This is a genomic window from Gammaproteobacteria bacterium (assembly GCA_021648145.1).
Classification (GTDB): domain Bacteria; phylum Pseudomonadota; class Gammaproteobacteria; order JAADGQ01; family JAADGQ01; genus S141-38.
Genome location: JAKITI010000001.1, coordinates 126,720 through 144,879, shown reverse-complemented (window position 1 = coordinate 144,879; position 18,160 = coordinate 126,720). Strand labels below are relative to the sequence as shown.

Genomic DNA, 18,160 nt, shown 5'->3' with positions numbered 1-18,160 from the left:
CTATTTCGCGCAGATAACATCATCCTATTACTAAAAATACAAGACACACGCTATGACCTCAAACTCCAAACCATCAAAAACGACCCAAAATACCTCTTTAAGCTATCGTGATGCAGGTGTCGATATTGACGCTGGAAATCAGCTCATTGAAAGAATAAAACCTCATGCTGCTCGCACCAAACGGCCAGGTGTCATGGATGGTCTTGGCGGGTTTGGTGCCCTATTTGAATTGCCAATCGATCGCTATAAACAGCCGATTCTTGTCTCGGGCACAGATGGTATTGGTACAAAACTCAAGCTCGCCATTGATACCAATAAACACGACACTATTGGTATTGATCTTGTAGCCATGTGCGTTAACGATATTATTGTGCAAGGGGCAGAGCCCCTGTTTTTCCTTGATTATTTTGCCACAGGCCACCTCAATATTGATATTGCCAGTGATGTCATCAAGGGTATTGCCACAGGTTGTGAACAAGCAGGTGCGGCCCTCATCGGAGGTGAAACGGCTGAAATGCCGGGTTTGTATCAAAAAAATGACTATGACGCTGCTGGATTTTGTGTCGGTATCGTTGAAAAATCAAAAATTATTGATGGCAGTAAAACACGCCCAGGTGATGTGCTGATCGGCCTAGCCTCATCTGGTCCACACTCTAACGGCTACTCTTTGATTCGTAAAATTATTGAGGTCAGCGGCGCAACGTTAGAAACACCTTTTGAAGGATCAACACTCGGCGAAATACTGCTGACACCCACCCGTATTTATGTAAAACCCCTGCTTAAACTTCTGGAGCAGATCAAAGTTCATACCATTTCACATATTACAGGCGGTGGCTTACTTGAAAATCTACCCCGTGTTCTACCCCAAGATTGCTGCGCCAATATTGACACACAGGCTTGGCAACGCCCCGCTATTTTTGATTGGTTACAAGAACAGGGCCAAGTGACTAACAACGAAATGCACCGAACCTTCAATTGTGGAATAGGCATGGTCATCTGTGTTTCCCAGGAAAATGCAGATGATGCTCTAAGAATTTTGAACCAACAAGGAGAGCATGCAACTATTATTGGAACAATCATCCCGACACAAGCTGACCAAGAGCGCACGATACTCACCTATTAGCTTTTCAAAGGTTTAGAGCTGTTGTTGAGTATATTCTAAAATGAAACAAAAAAAACTATCCGTTGTTGTGTTGATTTCAGGCAGTGGCAGTAATCTGCAAGCCATTCTTGACGAAATGCAAAAATATGACTTGCCTTTTGAAATTCGTGCCGTCATAAGCAATCATGAAACAGCTTATGGGCTTGACCGTGCGCGTATCGCCAACATTCCAGCCCATACCCTTAACCATAAAAATTTTCCCGACAGAGAGAGTTACAGTCTTGCGTTACAGAGATTGATTGACCAGTTTGAACCCGGGCTCGTGGTACTCGCCGGATTTATGCGTATATTACCTGAAACCTTTGTTAATCATTACATGGGAAGAGTGCTCAATATCCATCCATCATTGTTGCCCGAGTTCAACGGCCTTCACACCCATCAGCGTGCATTGAAGGCAAACGCTATAGAACATGGAGCGAGTGTGCACTTTGTCACCAATGAGCTGGATGGTGGGCCATTAATCATCCAAGCACGTATCCCTGTCAACGAAGAAGATACTCCAGAAACCTTGGCCGCACGCGTTTTAGAAAAAGAACACAAAATTTACCCGTTAGCAATTAAATGGTTCGCACAAAAACAGCTCATAATGAAAGACGGCCAAGCCGTTTTGAATGGAAAAATTCTTGAAAACCCCATTGAATATTCGGACTCACCCGACCATGATTAAGATAAAGATAAAGCAATTTTTCCTGTTTTTCCAAAAAACCCTCTGGCGACTTGATTTAACCCAACTACCCAAGTGGAAAGCAGTTTTATTTAATGCCCTGCGCATAGTTTTAGCTGTAGGCCGTGATGTTGTGGATGGACAGCTTAACTTTCGCGCCATGAGCCTGGTCTACACCACACTGCTCTCTCTGGTTCCCCTACTCGCCGTCAGCTTTTCTGTACTCAAAGGCTTTGGTGTTCACAATCAAATCGAACCTGCGTTGCTCAATTTACTCGCCCCACTGGGTGATAAAGGCCTTGAGATTACAGATAAAATTATCGAATTTGTTGATAATATAAAAGTGGGTGTGATGGGTGCCGTCGGTTTAGGTTTGCTTTTTTATACCGTTGTCGCATTGATGCAAAAAATTGAAAGTGCATTCAACTACACATGGCACGTTCAAAAAAACCGCCCCTTCTCGCAACGCTTCAGCACCTATCTCAGCGTTGTTATCGTTGGCCCAGTTTTAGTTTTTAGTGCGCTAGGCATTACTGCAACAGTGATGAGCCACTCTGTCGTACAACAAATGGCAGAAATCCAGCCGCTGGGTGATTTAATTAGAATCAGTACTAGGCTAGTCCCCTACCTGCTCATTATTCTGGCATTCACCTTTGTTTACAGTTTTATTCCAAACACCAAAGTAAAAATTAAACCCGCTCTCATTGGTGCATTCGTAGCGGGTATTCTATGGCAAAGTACCCATTGGGCATTTGCCACATTTGTCGTCTCCTCCACCCAATACACGGCCATCTACTCTGCTTTTGCAACTCTGATACTCTTTATGATCTGGCTCTACCTTGTGTGGCTGATTCTATTGGTCGGATCAAGCATTGCTTTTTATTGCCAGAACCCTACATTTTTGACAATAGAACGACAAAAACTTCATCTCAGCGCTCGCATGAAAGAACAGCTTGCATTAAGAATTATGTATTTGATTGGTAAAAAATATTATGCCAACCAGCAAGGGTGGTCGGCGACACACCTTGCTGAAAAGCTGAATATGCCGATGGATCGAATTTCACAAGTGCTGGATGCTTTAGAAGAGAATGGTTTACTCACACAAAACTGTGACGATGAACCTATTTATCTACCTTCACAACCATTGGATACCACATTGGTTCTGGATGCATTGAAAGCCGTACGCAGTGCCGGTGAAGGCCATCTACTCAGCCCCAAACGGCTACCAGAGCAACCCGCCATCAGTGCATTGTTAGAACAAGTAGAGTCGTGCCGAAATAGCACATTTGAAAACTATACACTTAAAGATTTGGCTTTGAAAAATACCAGTTCAAAAGCAATCAAAAAAATGTAAAAGTTGTTTGGCAATGATTTTTAGGAGGCTGCCCGAGAGGAGCCTCCTAACAACGTTCCAATTTAATCATCACCAAACAAATCACGCGTATATACTTTATCTTGAACGTCTTTAATATCATCTGCCACCCGGTTTGTGACAATAATATCTGACATTTCCTTAAACTCTTTTAGACTCCGAATGACACGAGAATTAAAAAAATCTTTTTCATGCAGCTCTGGCTCATAAATAATGACCTCAATCCCTTTGGCTTTAACTCTTTTCATGATCCCTTGAATTGATGAGGATCTAAAGTTATCTGACCCACTTTTCATAATTAATCTATAAATACCCACCACTTTAGGGGCAAGTTTTATAATAGAATCAGAGATAAAATCTTTTCGAGTTCTATTGGCTTGCACGATGGCTTCAATCAAGCTGTTTGGCACATCCTGATAGTTCGCTAATAACTGCTTGGTATCTTTAGGCAGACAATATCCACCATAACCAAACGAAGGGTTGTTATAATGATTACCAATACGCGGATCAAGGCCAACGCCCTCTATAATCTGACGTGTATCCAGGTTATGGATCTGTGCATAGCTATCCAGTTCATTAAAATAGGCAACACGCATCGCCAGGTAGGTATTAGAAAAAAGCTTGATGGCCTCTGCTTCCGTTGAATCTGTAAACAGTACTTCAATATTTTTTTTATGTGCACCTTCGAGCAGCAAATTAGCAAATACTTTGGCACGCTCTGAACGTTCACCTACGATGATACGTGAAGGATAGAGGTTATCGTGAAGCGCTTTACCTTCACGAAGAAATTCAGGTGAGAATATAATATTTTTACAGTTGAGTTTTTGCTTGATATTTTTTGTATAACCCACTGGAACCGTTGATTTAATAATCATTACAGCATCGGGATTAATTGCCATCACATCTTTAATTACAGCCTCTACTGAGCGAGTATTAAAGTTATTTTTTTTCGAGTCATAATCTGTTGGCGTGGCAATAATAACAAAGTCAGCTGATTGGTAGGCTTCGTGTTTATCTAAAGTTGCCTTAAAATTGAGGTTTTTATTTCTGAGAAATTCTTCGACTTCTGTATCAGCAATGGGTGATTTTCCAGCTTTTAAATCTTCAATTTTCTCTTTTATTATATCTAGAGCGACCACCTCGTTATGTTGCGCCAACAACATTGCATTTGAAAGCCCGACATAACCTGTTCCCACTACGGTAATTTTCATAAATTAATAAAATTTAATAAGTTAAGTCACTGTCACAAAATGGCGGAGAAGGAGGGATTCGAACCCTCGGTACGGATTAACGTACACACGCTTTCCAAGCGTGCTCCTTAAGCCACTCGGACACTTCTCCAGCAAGGGCGCAAGATTAAACCAGAACCCGATCGCTTGCAATCCCTTTTTATGCTCTAAACTGCCTGAACTAAATAGTTGTGCTTAGATCACTTTAGAAAAGCGTACATCTTTTTTATTACGCATATATTTATCAAATGTCATACAGATATTGCGAATAAGAAAACGTCCGGCTGGAAGCACTGTGATTTCTTGTTCATCATATTGAATTAAACCGTCTTTTTCTAATTGAGCAAGTTCATTTTGTTCAATTGAAAAGTACTCTTTAAACTGGATTGAATACTGTTTTTCGAGCGCAGTTATATTCAAGCTGAACAAACAAATTAATTGAGTAATGACATCACGACGTAACTGGTCATCATCAGAGAGCTCCATGCCGCGAAATATGGGTAGTTGGTTCGCATCAATTTTTTGATAATAGCTTTCGATATCTTTTTCATTTTGGCTGTAAGTATTTCCAACCATACCAATAGAAGTCACACCTAAACCAATAAGATCACAATCGGCATGTGTTGAGTAACCTTGGAAATTTCTATAAAGCGTACCTTCGCGTTGCGCAATGGCTAACTCATCATCCGGCTTGGCAAAGTGATCCATACCAATATAAACATACCCTGCCGCTGTCAGGCGCTCATTAACCATCTGCAATATATCCAGTTTTTCAGCAGCGGATGGCAGGTCAGCTTCATTGATACGACGCTGAGGTTTGAAAAGTTCAGGCATGTGAGCATAATTAAATACCGACATTCTGTCGGGGTTCAGATCAATTGCTTGATCAATCGTTGAAGAAAAGCTTTTAACTGATTGAAAAGGAAGGCCATATATCAAATCAAAACTGATCGATTTATAACCTAGACGACGTGCTTCTTTCAAGGTGCTTAACGTTTGACTGGTCGGCTGAATACGATTCACTGCTTTTTGTACCTGAGGAACAAAATCCTGCACCCCCAGACTCATCCGGTTAAAGCCGATTTCACGCAACAAAGCCATGGTATCGTGCCGAACTTCTCTAGGATCAATTTCAATAGAGTACTCCCCACTGTCATCATCACATAGATTAAAGTGCTCCCCCGTCACGCGCATTAACTCACGCATTTCATCATGACTGATAAAAGTCGGTGTACCACCGCCCCAGTGTAGCTGGGTAACTCGGCGTGAACGATCAAACAGTTTCCCTTGCATAGCAATCTCTTTATGCAGGTACTCCAGGTATGGAGCTGCTTTGGAACGATCTTTCGTGGCTATTTTATTACAACCACAAAAAAAACAGATCGTGTCGCAAAATGGAATATGAAAGTAGAGTGATAAAGGACGGAGTGTCGTTTCATTATTTGTTTTTTCAATACAAGCAAGGTACTCAGACTCACCAAACCTTTTATGAAATTCGATTGCTGTTGGATATGAAGTGTAACGCGGCCCCGATTTGTCGTAACGACGAATCAATTCCAAATCAAAAACAAGTGATTGGTCCATTGTTATACGCCCTGCTTAAAACTAGCTAAAAAAACAGAACTATACCACAGCAAAATGAATATTCACCTGTCCAGAGATCAAACACAATTCACTCAATCACCGTATATATATACTTCGTAAGCTACTCACTCCCCAGCCTGATTTTTGTTACACTTAAAATTTAAATCTCAGCTAAAAACAACATAGGGTCATGAAAAAAAATAAATTTATCGGTGTTATATCTGATACCCATGGCCTCGTTAGGCCTGAAGCCATTTCGGCCATGCAAGGGGCTGAGCTGATTATTCATGCTGGAGATATTGGTGGAGAAAATATTATTCAGCAATTCTCAGAAGTGGCGCCCATGATGTATGTACGTGGAAATACGGACTGCTGCTCTTGGTCACATCAACATGCTCCTGAAGTTGATGTCATTCAATATGAGAATTTTTATTTTTATGCCATTCATATTCTAAGAGAAATTGATGTTGACCCTGCCGCGGCCGGTTTTGATGTTGTGATCAGCGGGCATACTCATACACCACAGATTGAATATAAAGATACTGTGCTTTACATCAACCCTGGAAGCTGTGGCCCTCGGCGCTTTGACCTACCCGTTTCAGTCGGGCATATTGAGATCACACCCACAGGTTTAAAAGCTCAAATTCTCGAGTTGCTGCCATGTTAAATAGACTGTTCAAGAAAACGGACAACCAGAAAAGGATTAAAATAAATAGAGAAAACAGTGTAAAAATCTCTCTTAAACCATTGATTAAACTAAGCCATCAAGCACGGTTTTTATCGCTTGGTACTCGTCGAAAAGTCAGTAGTTCATTATCAGGAAACTACGCTTCTTCATTTAAAGGGCGTGGCATGGATTTCGATGAAACACGTATTTATCAGCCAGGGGATGATATTCGCAGCATGGACTGGCGTGTGACTGCTCGCACAGGTAAGCCACACACCAAAATATTCAAAGAAGAGCGTGAACGCCCCGTTTTTTTTGTTACAGACCTCAGTGCCTCCATGCACTTTGCAACACGCGGATCATTTAAGTCAGTGATTGCAGCACAGGCTACCGCTTTATTAGCATGGGCAGCCGCAGATCATGGTGATCGTGTTGGAGGTGTTATTTTTACAGATGAGCAACACATTGAGTTGCCTCCAAAAGCTCGACAGCATGGCGTATTATGTTTACTGAAAACGCTGGAAAAACTAGACTCAACCACAGACAACGACTCATCAGCTATACAAACACAAAACTTAACCAAAGCACTCAACCGGTTAAGAAAAATTACCCACCCTGGCAGTTTGATCTTTATTTTGAGTGATTTTTATCATCTCAATGAAGATGCTGAACGTCATTTCAGCGACCTGTCTCGGCATAATGATATTGTTGGCATATTAATACGTGACCCACTGGAAATGAGCCCCCCTCCGCCCAATTGTTACAGTATCAGCAATGGCCAAAATATATCTGTGTTTGATACCAGCAATAAAAACCTTCAAGAGAAATATCGTACTTACTTTCAAGATAAACATGACTCTGTTAAGCGTATTTTTCGAAAACATCGTGCGCGTTTAATTGAGCTTTCAACTCACGAAGATGTTTTTGAAACTTTGCGTCGAAAACTTAATGCCTGAATTTAACCCATAATTCCCAACAAATTTATTCAGGTTAAATATTTCAGACGTATATCACACTAAGCAAGGTTTACCCTGATATAATCAGGGTAATTAAACTATGCACCAAGGAATGTGATCATGCTTAAAAAAACGGCGACCACCATTGTAATATCAATTCTGTTGTCTCTCTTTTTTTATTCATCCACTGTATCTTCAGCTAACAAGGCTCTTCGCTTTCAGATGCCTGGAACCGAAGGGACTGTAGATTTAGCCAATTTTCATGGCAAAGTTGTCTATCTCGATTTCTGGGCATCATGGTGTATACCGTGTCGCAAGTCATTTCCCTGGATGAATACACTTCAAGCTCGTTACAAAGATAAAGGGCTGGAGGTTATTGCCATTGCCCTTGATGAGTCTCCTAGAGATGCGATTGCATTCCTAGAGACATACTCAGCTAATTTTACCATTGGGTTTGATCGGGAAGGGAAATCTGCCGAAGCTTATGGAGTCAAAGTAATGCCCACCTCGTACCTGATTGACAAAAAAGGTTTTATCATAAAAACCTATCAGGGTTCACCTAAAAAGTACCAGAGAGAAATTGAGGCCACCATTGAAAAATTGGTGGCAGAATAATGATGAATATATTTAGAATTACTTTGGCAGGCATGCTGCTGACAACATTGCAAGCCTGTGCGGCGTTTCAAACTGAATCTGTAAAACCATGGCAAAAAGGAGTGCTGACTGAAGAAGCCATGCAGCTGGATGCCGACCCTATTGAGAGTTATGTTGATGATCATATTTATTTCAGCAAAGAGGCTTCTACTGGCGGCAGAGGTATCGGCGGTGGTGGCTGTGGGTGTAATTAACAAGGACTGTTAAAAATAATCATGAAATCAATTCGTAATAAACTGGCCATCGCCGCTTGTACGGTATTATCCCAAGGTGCGCAACAGGCAAATGCTACTGAAATAGATACATCTTATCTTTTTTATAGTGAAGCTGATGATCGAGTCACCGTTAATAAAATCATCACCAAAACCAAAACACCTCTGGGAGATAATGACGTAATATCGCTGGAAGCTGTTTACGATACTGTGACCGGAGCCACGCCCACGGGAGCTGTTAAATCAGTGAGCACCGTGTCGGTCACCACCCCCTCTTCTGGAGGCAGTGGTTTCAAAACAGCCGCCGGCACACCTGATCTGGTTGAGTTTAATGATACTCGTGTAGGCATTGACGTAGGCTGGGTGCATCGCCACAGCAGAACATTCAAAATGAACTACGGTGCCAGCGTGTCTCTTGAGAGTGACTATGAATCTTACGGTGGTAGCCTCATATTTGATAAAGAAACATCTAACCGCAACCTCACCTTCAGCGCCGGTATTGCAGGCGCCTATGACACCATTTCCCAGCGTTCAGGGCAAACCCCCAAACCGATGGGTGATGTCCAGGAAAATTCGGGCAACCCAGAATTTTTTGGAAAGGGAAATAAACGTAGTTATGAGGCACTGCTGGGCATCTCTTCAATCACCAATCGTCGCACCGTAACACAACTAAACTACACCATCAGTTCCACAGAAGGCTATATGACGGACCCTTATAAATTAATCAGTATGACAGATAGTGGTGGTGTTGAAGAGAAACGTTATTACGAAAGTCGACCTGAAAACCGTCTGCAACAGACGCTGTACAGCGCCTTGGTGCATCAACTGAAAAATAAAAACACTATCCACTTATCCTATCGTTTTTACCTGGATGATTGGGATATTACCTCTCATACTTTTGACTATAAGCATCGTATAAAATTCACCAAAAATTACTATCTGGAGCCTCATATACGCCTCTATACTCAGACGGCTGCTGACATATTCCAGAGCAGCCTGGATAATAATCAACCGTTACCAGAATATGCGAGCGCCGACTATCGCCTAGATGAAATCAACAGCGTAACTCTGGGAACTAAATTTGGCATGCCAGCCTGGGGAGGCACTCTGAGATTCCGTCTGGAATATCTCTATCAATCATTTGCTGAGGCGGAATTTAATACTAACAAGGCGGTAATTTTTCAGGCCAGTTACAAGAAAGAATTTAATTAGAGAGAGTCTTGCCTCCTAGACTGACTAAAGAAAAAGGTTACTGGCGCGGATTTTTCCACGCCATGGCCAGCCCCTGTGAAATCCTGTTCGCAACTGAAAATCGCTCTCTAGCCAGAGAGCTTTTACAACAAAGCTATACCGAAGCAAAACGCATCGAAAAAAAATTCAGTCGCTACCGTGCAGACAACTGTATTTACCAAATAAATCAAAGTAACGGCACCCCCGTTTTAGTGGATAAAGAGACTGCCCATTTACTCAATTTTGCCGAGCAATGTTATCAACTCAGTGAACACAAGTTTGATATCACATCTGGGGTGCTGCGTGAAGTCTGGACGTTTGATGGCAGTGACAATATTCCCGACTCAACCGCTGTTGAAGCCATCTTGCCACGTATCGGTTGGAGTAAGGTCAAATGGTTTGAATCAACAATCACCCTCCCCACTGGAATGGAAATTGACCTGGGTGGTATTGGTAAGGAATACGCTGTCGATCAGACGGCCAAATTGATCTTCAAGAGACTAAAGACGGGAGTACTCATCAACTATGGCGGGGATTTATACGCTCTGGGCCCACAACAAAATGGAGAGCCATGGGGCGTAGGAGTTGATGATCCAGAAGCAACCGGAGTCAAGCAAATTGGCGCAGTCAATCTATCAAAAGGCGGACTGGCAACCAGCGGTGATGCACGGCGCTACTTGCTTAAAGAGGGTGTTCGTTACAGTCATATTCTGGATCCAACGACTGGCTGGCCGGCTCCGGATACCCCCAAAGCCATTACCGTTATTGCTAATACCTGCTTGGAAGCTGGAATGCTCTCAACCATGGCGATGTTGCAGGGCAGCCAAGCTCGTAGTTTTCTTGAAGCTCAGGAGGTTGATTTTTGGTGCCTTTAAGAAAACATTGGATCCTCTCCAGCAACGTTTTCGTCAATTTTATTCACTCCATCAGGATAATGTTCATCATCTCGAGTCAATACTTTAGGATTCTGCACACCAAAATATGAGTACATCGTTGCAGCAATGGCAGTCGGTTCAAAATCATAACTATCTTCAGTCGGCCTGGTAAACTGGCGGTTCTGTTTTGAATCACCAAAACGCTCTGTTTTTCCAACAATTTTACCTAACGTACCCGGACGAATATCCTTACCACCAAAGGTATAAAGGTTTTGATTATTGCCATGATCCCAACCCCTGGAATTGTTCAAGTTAACATTACGACCAAAATCACCGAATACATTGATAATAATGTTTCCTGTGCTGGTGCCATCAGGACGAGTTGCGTATTTAATATGTTTGGTTGCAGCGCGCAGGGTTGTCATTAAAGACTCCATTCGGTCGGTATACTCATCAATGGCAGAGTCATGATCATCCCACCCCCCCAAGCCACCACCCACTGTAATAAACAAACTATCAGGGTTAGCAATAGCCAATGTGACAGCCGCTTTCACCCTATCTCTATGGGGGGTATCAGGGTATTGCAAAACCCCGTCTTCTCCCGCATCAACATCCCCCTCGGGAAGCCCCGGAAGCGGCGTATCATTAAGCGCTGTGGCAAACTCTCCAATAAGTTCTTCCATATCCCTGCGTGTTTTGAAGCCATCAAATGCTTTAGAGTAGCGCTTGTTAATACCCTCAATGTTCATCTGTGAAACCAGACTTTCCAGCTCAGCATCAAAATTATTTCGATTATAACGAGTATCACGACTATAGGGGTTATCAAACCTTTGGTTCAAGCTGATATAACGCATTGCCAATGGCAGTGGGTTGTTTTTATCGCTCATAAAAGCGGTCGAAGCCCCCTCAAATGAAACAAATGGCAACCTATACTCATCTATTGGTTTATTAAGCAAATTGTCGCGATTTTTGTACAAAACTGCGGCGAGGGTAGTGCCCATACCTGGGCTATTATTGATATCCAGATTTCCCGTAAGACAGGAAAAAATGCTGGGTCGGTGTGAGCGAGTATTATTTTTACGGCGATAAACAGTTCGGTAAATTGACATATCTTCTGAGGCCAACATATCTTCCATGGCATCACCCCCTGCATCACTCCACAGTCCATTACGCGTTATTCCCCTCACTTCATCCGTTGTCGGCTCTAATAATCTGCTCGGGTAACGGTTCTGTGAGTTAGCATCAATATCTTCAATATTGGTCAAATTACCTGCCAGTTCGGAAGCCCCTCCATAAAGAAAGATATTAATAACCTGTGGCATAACAGCTGGGGCTAAAAAGTTGACCTCATCAAGCATCGGTGCTGCCGCTGCTCGTTTGATGAATGAGTCATTGAAAAACATTGCAGGCAGACTGGCAGTCGCACCCAATGCACCCATTGATTTAATAAAGTTTCTTCTTCTCATGGGGGTGTCCTTAGTTAATCACTTTGAAATAATAGGATTCAGGCAGTCTGGAAATGTAATCAAAAGTCAGTCTGGCAAAATCATCAATAGCCCAACTTTTAAATGCCTCATTACCATTCTCCATGATTAGATACTCGGCATCACGGGCAATATTGGTCAATGCAGTCTGTTCAGCACTACTTGCTCGGCGTGAAGCCACAGTTAAAAACAGATAATCAATATACTCATTGATGCTCATGCCCTCTACAATGGCAAACATTTTTTGTGTTTTTTCGTACTGAAGCTGCTCTTCAGTTGTTGCACTGTCATCCCGCTCACCTACGGCAACAACCCCCAACCCTTTATTCCAACGCCCTATTTCAGAAGTAAGCAGCGTCTCCCTGTATCCTTTGTGATGGTTGGAAAAACTCAGTGAATCCATCGGAATACCAAACAACCGACCCAGCTTTAACGACATAGTAGGCCAGCTCATTTCATTCAAATAAGTATTACTCACAAACTCTCCTGCTTGAGCTGATACCATCCCTCGAAATATATTTATGTGTGGATTCCATTTAAGTCGGTGCGCAGTACCGAAAAAATTCTCTTCAAATGATTTAGGGCGCTCCGTATTCAATAGGTATTCACGAGAAAACAGTATTCCCATGAAAATTTGCTGGAACGTCACAGGATTAGCATCAGCAATGGACTTCACTATTTGTAAGCGATCCGCATTGCTGCGCCCTGCAAAGAAATACTCCACCAGAACAGTGATCACCCGCCCAATCACTAATGGGTGATTTGCAATCACACTATAAAAATCTTTACAGCTGGTCACATAATAGGAATCAAGCACTAACTGGGGTTCGGTATTGGGGTCACCTGTGAGCTGCAGTTCATAGTTGTTAGCTTCATCTGTAAGATACCAATCTTGGCAAGCAATAGAAGCCCGTGCAACATCTTCATCCCGGTCGAACAATCCCAGATAAATCTCAATCATTTCACGGGTATTATCTTCCGGCGAACGGAAACGACGCCAGTTTTCCTGTGTGAGCTGATGGCGTAAAATAGTCTGCCGAATTGTGACATCATTGCGCAGGTCATAGATCAGTTTGTCATAGACTTTTTTAACATCATTAATACCAGCACTCTCAATTTCCTCCGCCGGAGAGAACAATATCGTGTTAGCAAGGTGCCAGGCAATCCAGTGATCGAACATATCCTTACTCAGGGGGTACTGATATATCTGAGCTAACGGACGTTCCTTAGCTTCTCTATTCCTGCTAAAATTGAATCGTGCTTCTATTCCAGCCTCGTTATCACCATTGATCAGCATGTCTTGCTGCTTTTTAACATCCTCTTCTAAAGGTTCGGATAGCGCTGTTTTTGTGGAAGATATAAAACCACGTTCCTCCTTCAGCGCCAATGTACCCATCCCTTTGGAAATATCAAAAAAATCAGCAACAGCAACACCACGATACATGGTGCCCAGTAATTTATTAGCCACCCGATATTGCTCTTCGGCATCAAGACTGGAAAACTCCTGATCAGAAAGCGGAGTGGCATAACCGACGATCTGAAACTCCTCTTGCAAAACCTTGCTAGGAAGCTCTACTTCACAGCCGGACATCAATACAGCTAAAGGTAAAAGGCTGACAAACAAATATTTAATGCGCATGTGATTCCTTTATTAATAATTTAACCATCTACACAACTAATTATGTAACTATGAATAACTATAACTATGGAATACTAAAAATTATGTGTATGCCCTCACAAATTTCAAAAATACATTATTCATATTCTGGTCAGCGAATATTCATATTGAAAGAGGTAAAGCTATGGAGCTAAAGTCGGCTGATTTTAGTTTTTCTTTATATATTTAAGATCAAGATCAGCGGCGGAGTATCGACCTACTGGGATTCATCAATCGGTTGCAAATACTTCATAGACACCCACCCGATATTTCCAGAAGGAAGTTCTACTTTAACCCAACCTAACAGTGAGGATATCTTTGTTAAAATGTGACCTTTTTTTACTTTTTCAATGATATCAAGTCCTACTACCGGAGCTTTTCTGACATTCAATGTGTCTGCTGTAACGATATAACTTTTTGTTAAAAAATCTGTCTTGTTTGATTTTACACCAGGTAAAATAGCTTCACGTTCTTCGGCTAACATATTGCTTTTATTAGCCAATAATCCTTTATCTTCTTTGAGTTCTTTGATAACTTTATTTGAGACCGTTTGAAGTGCTTTTGACCGATCCTTGCTGTTGTACATATCACCTTCAGCGTGCCCGCTAAAACTTCTTTTCTCTTCTCCTGTAACAGAATCTTTAAATAAAACAATTAACTGACTTTTTTCTGTTTTATTATCTAAATAAATTTTCGTAAAAAGTGTTCTTTTTTGGTTTTCCGACACCATATTTTCATATTCATTTACAGTGATAACTTTCATATTGTAAATTTTCATCAAGTCACCAAACTCAATATCAATATCAGATAGTGATGTACTCTTTTTTACAACTAAAAAGTCATAGTTTTCAAAGGTAAAATTATTGGGCTCCGCTAATTTGTTCTGCGGAGTACTCGCACAAGAGAGAGTTAAAAACGCTGTTACCAACATTGTTATCACTCGTGCCATAAAATGATTCATTATTGATCGATTTTTCAACATAACTTTCTCGTTTTCATTGGAAGTATTGCCTTTAAGATAGCTGAAAAATAGCTTTGTTGCTATGAATTCCAGAGTAAGAATATTAAACACTTATTTTTTCAGGTCGATATCAAAGTATTAAGTTCAGATGAAACAATCAAAAAGGAGTGTATCAGTTATGAAAAAAACAGTGTGGGACAGACTTCACTATTACGATTTTTTCTAAGTTTGAGTATAGAACTATAACGAGTTACTCATATTCATGATAAAAGAATTCGATATATCAAGCCTTGCGACCGACCCTAAAGGTTTGCAACAATTAAGGCAGAGCAACGCAAAAGAACAAACCCCTGAAACACTTAAAGCAGCCGCTAAACAGTTTGAATCCATATTCATGAATATGATGCTGAAGAGCATGAGATCTGCAAGTTTGGGGGATGGAATTTTTGATACTGATCAGAGCAAACTTTTTCAGGGAATGCTCGACCAGCAACTCAGTTCATCATCGAATAGTGGTTACAATCTGGGGTTGGCTGAGATATTAATCAGACAACTCTCAGTGACTGCGGGTTTCGATACACAGGTATCACCAAATTCAACACATGAGCTTAAACCCCCACAGCGGCCTCCAGCTTCAGTCACACCCATCGATCAATCTAAACCTGCCCCTGCCCCTGCATCTAAAATCACAACAGCGGCCTTTGAGTCGCCCGCAGAATTTGTTCGTGATTTATGGCCATTAGCCCAGCAAGCAGGAGAGAAGCTAAACATTTCACCACAAGCAATTTTGGCACAAGCCGCTTTAGAAACAGGCTGGGGAAAATCGGTTATCAAGCATTCAGATGGCAGTAACAGCTTTAATTTATTTGGCATCAAGGCCAATGCTTCATGGCAAGGAGAGAGAGCCACTGTTTCAACGCTGGAATATAAGGATGGCATCGCCGAGCGTGAACGAGCACAGTTTCGTTCCTATTCGTCGTATAACGAAAGTTTTGACGACTATGCAAAATTTTTAAAAGAAAACCCTCGATATGCCGAAGTATTAAAAGTGGGACGCAGCTCACAAAGTTTTGCGACTGCGTTGCAGGAGTCCGGTTATGCCACTGACCCAGCCTATGCCCAAAAAATTATGGCAGTCATGAAAAACAGCGCGTTTTCTGCAGTTTTATAATATAGTGGGGTCAGATGTATGGCGAGCATTGGAATGTTTGGTGCGGGTATTGCGGGGCTAAATGCAAACCGGCGAGCCCTCGACATCACAAGCAATAATATTGCAAATGTAAATACTGAAGGCTATAGCCGTCAGCGTGCTAACTTTTCTCTGGAAGGCGAGCTGCCGGAGGTTAATGCCAGACGCTCTTATGATAGCTTTATCAGCAACCAAGTCCGTAGCAATACTTCAAGCACCAGTTATCTAAAAAGCTTTTCTGAACTTTCAGGCCAGGTTGATAATAACCTCTCCGATGCACAGGCTGGAATTATGCCGGGTATGCAGCGATTTTTTAATGCCATACAAACCGTATCAAATGATCCCGCATCCCCCACCGCACGCCAAACATTATTAAGTGAAGCAGAAACTCTGGCCGGTAATTTTAACTCGCTTGGTGAGCGATTGGATCAACTTAACAATGGCCTTAATGGCAAGTTAAATACCTTAACGGGGAAAATTAATAGCTTGTCTGGCGGCATTGCTGATATTAATCAACGAATTTTTAACACTCAGGCAAGCGGACTCTCCGAGCCTAATACTTTACTCGACCAACGAGACCAGATGATTCAAGAGCTGTCAGAACTGACTCAGGTGACAACTGTTATACAAAAAGATGGAGCCATGAATGTATTCATCGGCAGCGGTCAAGCCGTAGTGGCTGGTTTTGATTCTTTTAATTTAAGCACAGAACGCAACGGTTTTGATCCATCTCAGTCAGAAATTATGATTGATTCTGCAGGCGGAAAAGTAAATATCTCTGACTTGATGAGAGGCAGCGGAGAGATCGGGGGTGTCCTTGATTTTCGCAGCCAAGTACTCAACGACACTCGCAACACACTGGGTATGATGGCCATAGGTGTGACCTCTGCATTTAATGAACAAAATCGGGCAGGTATTGACTTGAACGGTCGAGCAGGAGGTGATTTTTTCACACCAATCGACCTATCCAGCATCAGTGTATTAACGCATGAAAGCAACCGAGGCAGCGCAATTATTGATGCTTCAATTTCTGACCCTAATCAGCTGACAGGCAGTGATTATTCACTGGAACGAACGACTGAAGGCTATCAACTGACTCGTATGTCAGATCAGCAAGTTACAAAGCTAAGTCAATTTCCTGCCAATCCAGAAACAATTGATGGCGTTGAGTTGAGTCTCAATTCGGGTGGTATGGCGATCGGTGACCGCATGTTGATACAGCCGACTCGCAATGCAGCGACGACTATGGGGGTCGCTATCACTAATGTGAACGATATTGCAGCGGCGGCACCTTTAGTGAGTGCCGCTGCGTTTGAAAATACGGGCGCAGGGGTTGCAGGCGATGCAAGCATTGCTGATTCAACAACATTTATTGCCGGTAATTACACGGTACAGATGGCCACTCGTTCAGGTGCAGTTGCAGATGCGGGCGCAACACATGGCACGATTGTGGATAATGGTAACGATAGCGATCTACAGTATGAATTAAAAATTAATGATGTTCCCATTTATATTCAAAATGAAGCGGGAACCGCATTGGCAGACCTGGGTGCACTCAGTGCTGAGATTAATCTTGATACAGCCAATACAGGCGTAAAATCTTATGTTGATAATGGTCAACTTTTTCTAGCCAATGATCCCCCCTCCCCTCGTGCCATCAGCGTAACAGAAACTTTATCCACCACAAACGGTACTATTGAAGATGGCGATACCATCACAGGTTATTTCGGAGCGACTCTGACAGGACAAAGCAACCCTGAAGTCACTACGACTTTCAACAAAGATGCAGACAGTTATATTGTATTTGATGACACAAACACTCCAATCACAAGCAGTGCATACGTAACGGGATCAGAGATCACGTTCAATGGCATATCAACATCTGTCACGGGGTTTCCAAATTCGGGAGATACTTTTAGTGTAAACCTCAATCAAAGTGGCGTAGGTGATAACCGCAATATAATGAAAATGGCAGACTTGCAATCACTTCAAATGATGAACAGCGGCACCACAACTTTTGGAGATGTTTATGGCCAAATGGCCAGTAAAGTGGGCTCCAATACACAACAGGCCAATATAAATTTGGAGACACAATCCGCCCTGCTTGTTCAAAGCCAGCAAGCCAGAGATGCCAAGTCAGGTGTTAATCTGGATGAGGAGGCGGCAAACCTGATGCGCTATGAGCAAGCCTACCAAGCTTCTGCCCAGGTCATCAGCGTAGCTAATTCGATGTTTGATACTTTACTTAATGCAGTCAGGTGATC

Annotated in this window: 16 protein-coding genes and 1 tRNA gene; 11 read left to right on the top strand and 6 right to left on the bottom strand. The window is 42.2% G+C overall.

Annotation, left to right across the window (positions count from 1 at the left end; genetic code table 11):
• The first annotated feature begins 52 nt into the window (after positions 1 to 52).
• The 3 genes from purM to L3J70_00700 are packed head-to-tail and all read left to right on the top strand — an operon-like array spanning position 53 to position 3,180.
• A complete protein-coding gene (gene purM, locus L3J70_00710; protein ID MCF6234893.1) occupies positions 53 to 1,123 on the top strand; it encodes a phosphoribosylformylglycinamidine cyclo-ligase in 1,071 nt (356 codons plus the stop codon).
• Positions 1,124 to 1,163: 40 nt separating this feature from the next.
• Entirely contained in the window at positions 1,164 to 1,829 is a 666-nt protein-coding gene (purN, locus tag L3J70_00705) for a phosphoribosylglycinamide formyltransferase (GenBank protein ID MCF6234892.1), read from the top strand.
• Positions 1,822 to 3,180, top strand: coding sequence for a YihY family inner membrane protein (locus L3J70_00700; protein MCF6234891.1), 1,359 nt, complete (start codon positions 1,822 to 1,824; stop codon positions 3,178 to 3,180). Before purN ends, L3J70_00700 begins: the two co-directional genes overlap by 8 nt.
• Positions 3,181 to 3,242: 62 nt before the next feature.
• Here the strand turns inward: L3J70_00700 and L3J70_00695 are convergent, their stop codons facing one another.
• The 3 genes from L3J70_00695 to hemN form a co-directional block, all read right to left on the bottom strand.
• Positions 3,243 to 4,409 carry a nucleotide sugar dehydrogenase gene (locus L3J70_00695; protein MCF6234890.1) on the bottom strand — a complete coding sequence of 389 codons (1,167 nt, stop codon included), beginning with the start codon at positions 4,407 to 4,409 and terminating at the stop codon, positions 3,243 to 3,245.
• Positions 4,410 to 4,449: 40 nt separating this feature from the next.
• Positions 4,450 to 4,539 (bottom strand) — tRNA-Ser (locus tag L3J70_00690).
• 83 nt (positions 4,540 to 4,622) lie between these two features.
• Positions 4,623 to 6,011, bottom strand: coding sequence for an oxygen-independent coproporphyrinogen III oxidase (gene hemN / locus L3J70_00685; GenBank protein ID MCF6234889.1), 1,389 nt, complete (start codon positions 6,009 to 6,011; stop codon positions 4,623 to 4,625).
• A gap of 190 nt (positions 6,012 to 6,201) precedes the next feature.
• On the opposite strand from hemN, the gene L3J70_00680 reads away from it, so the two are divergent.
• From L3J70_00680 to L3J70_00655, 6 genes are all read left to right on the top strand, one after another.
• The gene (locus tag L3J70_00680; protein MCF6234888.1) at positions 6,202 to 6,678 is read left to right on the top strand and encodes a metallophosphatase family protein; all 477 of its coding nucleotides are present in this window, start codon (positions 6,202 to 6,204) and stop codon (positions 6,676 to 6,678) included.
• A complete protein-coding gene (locus tag L3J70_00675) occupies positions 6,672 to 7,634 on the top strand; it encodes a DUF58 domain-containing protein (protein MCF6234887.1) in 963 nt (320 codons plus the stop codon). The genes L3J70_00680 and L3J70_00675 overlap by 7 nt, the downstream gene beginning before the upstream one ends.
• A gap of 120 nt (positions 7,635 to 7,754) precedes the next feature.
• On the top strand, positions 7,755 to 8,249 hold the full coding sequence (locus L3J70_00670; protein ID MCF6234886.1) for a TlpA family protein disulfide reductase: 495 nt from the start codon (positions 7,755 to 7,757) through the stop codon (positions 8,247 to 8,249).
• 32 nt (positions 8,250 to 8,281) lie between these two features.
• A complete protein-coding gene (locus L3J70_00665; protein MCF6234885.1) occupies positions 8,282 to 8,482 on the top strand; it encodes a DUF4266 domain-containing protein in 201 nt (66 codons plus the stop codon).
• Positions 8,483 to 8,503: 21 nt separating this feature from the next.
• Positions 8,504 to 9,712: a DUF3570 domain-containing protein gene (locus L3J70_00660; GenBank protein ID MCF6234884.1), complete on the top strand. Its 1,209-nt coding sequence runs from the start codon at positions 8,504 to 8,506 to the stop codon at positions 9,710 to 9,712.
• Positions 9,713 to 9,720: 8 nt separating this feature from the next.
• On the top strand, positions 9,721 to 10,605 hold the full coding sequence (locus L3J70_00655) for an FAD:protein FMN transferase (GenBank protein MCF6234883.1): 885 nt from the start codon (positions 9,721 to 9,723) through the stop codon (positions 10,603 to 10,605).
• On the opposite strand, the gene L3J70_00650 is transcribed toward L3J70_00655, so the two are convergent.
• The 3 genes from L3J70_00650 to L3J70_00640 form a co-directional block, all read right to left on the bottom strand.
• Positions 10,602 to 12,071, bottom strand: coding sequence for a twin-arginine translocation signal domain-containing protein (locus L3J70_00650; GenBank protein MCF6234882.1), 1,470 nt, complete (start codon positions 12,069 to 12,071; stop codon positions 10,602 to 10,604). The genes L3J70_00655 and L3J70_00650 overlap by 4 nt on opposite strands.
• Before the next feature lie 10 nt (positions 12,072 to 12,081).
• Entirely contained in the window at positions 12,082 to 13,728 is a 1,647-nt protein-coding gene (locus L3J70_00645; protein ID MCF6234881.1) for a hypothetical protein, read from the bottom strand.
• A 235-nt stretch (positions 13,729 to 13,963) separates the two neighbouring features.
• The gene (locus L3J70_00640) at positions 13,964 to 14,695 is read right to left on the bottom strand and encodes an SH3 domain-containing protein (GenBank protein ID MCF6234880.1); all 732 of its coding nucleotides are present in this window, start codon (positions 14,693 to 14,695) and stop codon (positions 13,964 to 13,966) included.
• A 274-nt stretch (positions 14,696 to 14,969) separates the two neighbouring features.
• On the opposite strand from L3J70_00640, the gene flgJ reads away from it, so the two are divergent.
• Both flgJ and flgK read left to right on the top strand, forming a co-directional pair.
• Positions 14,970 to 15,878 (top strand): flagellar assembly peptidoglycan hydrolase FlgJ, encoded by a 909-nt coding sequence (gene flgJ, locus L3J70_00635; GenBank protein ID MCF6234879.1) that lies wholly within the window; start codon positions 14,970 to 14,972, stop codon positions 15,876 to 15,878.
• Positions 15,879 to 15,896: 18 nt separating this feature from the next.
• Positions 15,897 to 18,158 carry a flagellar hook-associated protein FlgK gene (gene flgK / locus L3J70_00630; GenBank protein ID MCF6234878.1) on the top strand — a complete coding sequence of 754 codons (2,262 nt, stop codon included), beginning with the start codon at positions 15,897 to 15,899 and terminating at the stop codon, positions 18,156 to 18,158.
• Positions 18,159 to 18,160 lie beyond the last annotated feature (2 nt).

Bases quoted from the DNA above. Each gene is read 5' to 3' on its own strand.
- purM (MCF6234893.1), top strand. From the start codon at position 53: ATGACCTCAAACTCCAAACCATCAAAAACGACCCAAAATACCTCTTTA.
- purN (MCF6234892.1), top strand. From the start codon at position 1,164: ATGAAACAAAAAAAACTATCCGTTGTTGTGTTGATTTCAGGCAGTGGC.
- L3J70_00700 (MCF6234891.1), top strand. From the start codon at position 1,822: ATGATTAAGATAAAGATAAAGCAATTTTTCCTGTTTTTCCAAAAAACC.
- L3J70_00695 (MCF6234890.1), bottom strand. From the start codon at position 4,409: ATGAAAATTACCGTAGTGGGAACAGGTTATGTCGGGCTTTCAAATGCA.
- hemN (MCF6234889.1), bottom strand. From the start codon at position 6,011: ATGGACCAATCACTTGTTTTTGATTTGGAATTGATTCGTCGTTACGAC.
- L3J70_00680 (MCF6234888.1), top strand. From the start codon at position 6,202: ATGAAAAAAAATAAATTTATCGGTGTTATATCTGATACCCATGGCCTC.
- L3J70_00675 (MCF6234887.1), top strand. From the start codon at position 6,672: ATGTTAAATAGACTGTTCAAGAAAACGGACAACCAGAAAAGGATTAAA.
- L3J70_00670 (MCF6234886.1), top strand. From the start codon at position 7,755: ATGCTTAAAAAAACGGCGACCACCATTGTAATATCAATTCTGTTGTCT.
- L3J70_00665 (MCF6234885.1), top strand. From the start codon at position 8,282: ATGCTGCTGACAACATTGCAAGCCTGTGCGGCGTTTCAAACTGAATCT.
- L3J70_00660 (MCF6234884.1), top strand. From the start codon at position 8,504: ATGAAATCAATTCGTAATAAACTGGCCATCGCCGCTTGTACGGTATTA.
- L3J70_00650 (MCF6234882.1), bottom strand. From the start codon at position 12,071: ATGAGAAGAAGAAACTTTATTAAATCAATGGGTGCATTGGGTGCGACT.
- L3J70_00645 (MCF6234881.1), bottom strand. From the start codon at position 13,728: ATGCGCATTAAATATTTGTTTGTCAGCCTTTTACCTTTAGCTGTATTG.
- L3J70_00640 (MCF6234880.1), bottom strand. From the start codon at position 14,695: ATGGCACGAGTGATAACAATGTTGGTAACAGCGTTTTTAACTCTCTCT.
- flgJ (MCF6234879.1), top strand. From the start codon at position 14,970: ATGATAAAAGAATTCGATATATCAAGCCTTGCGACCGACCCTAAAGGT.
- flgK (MCF6234878.1), top strand. From the start codon at position 15,897: ATGGCGAGCATTGGAATGTTTGGTGCGGGTATTGCGGGGCTAAATGCA.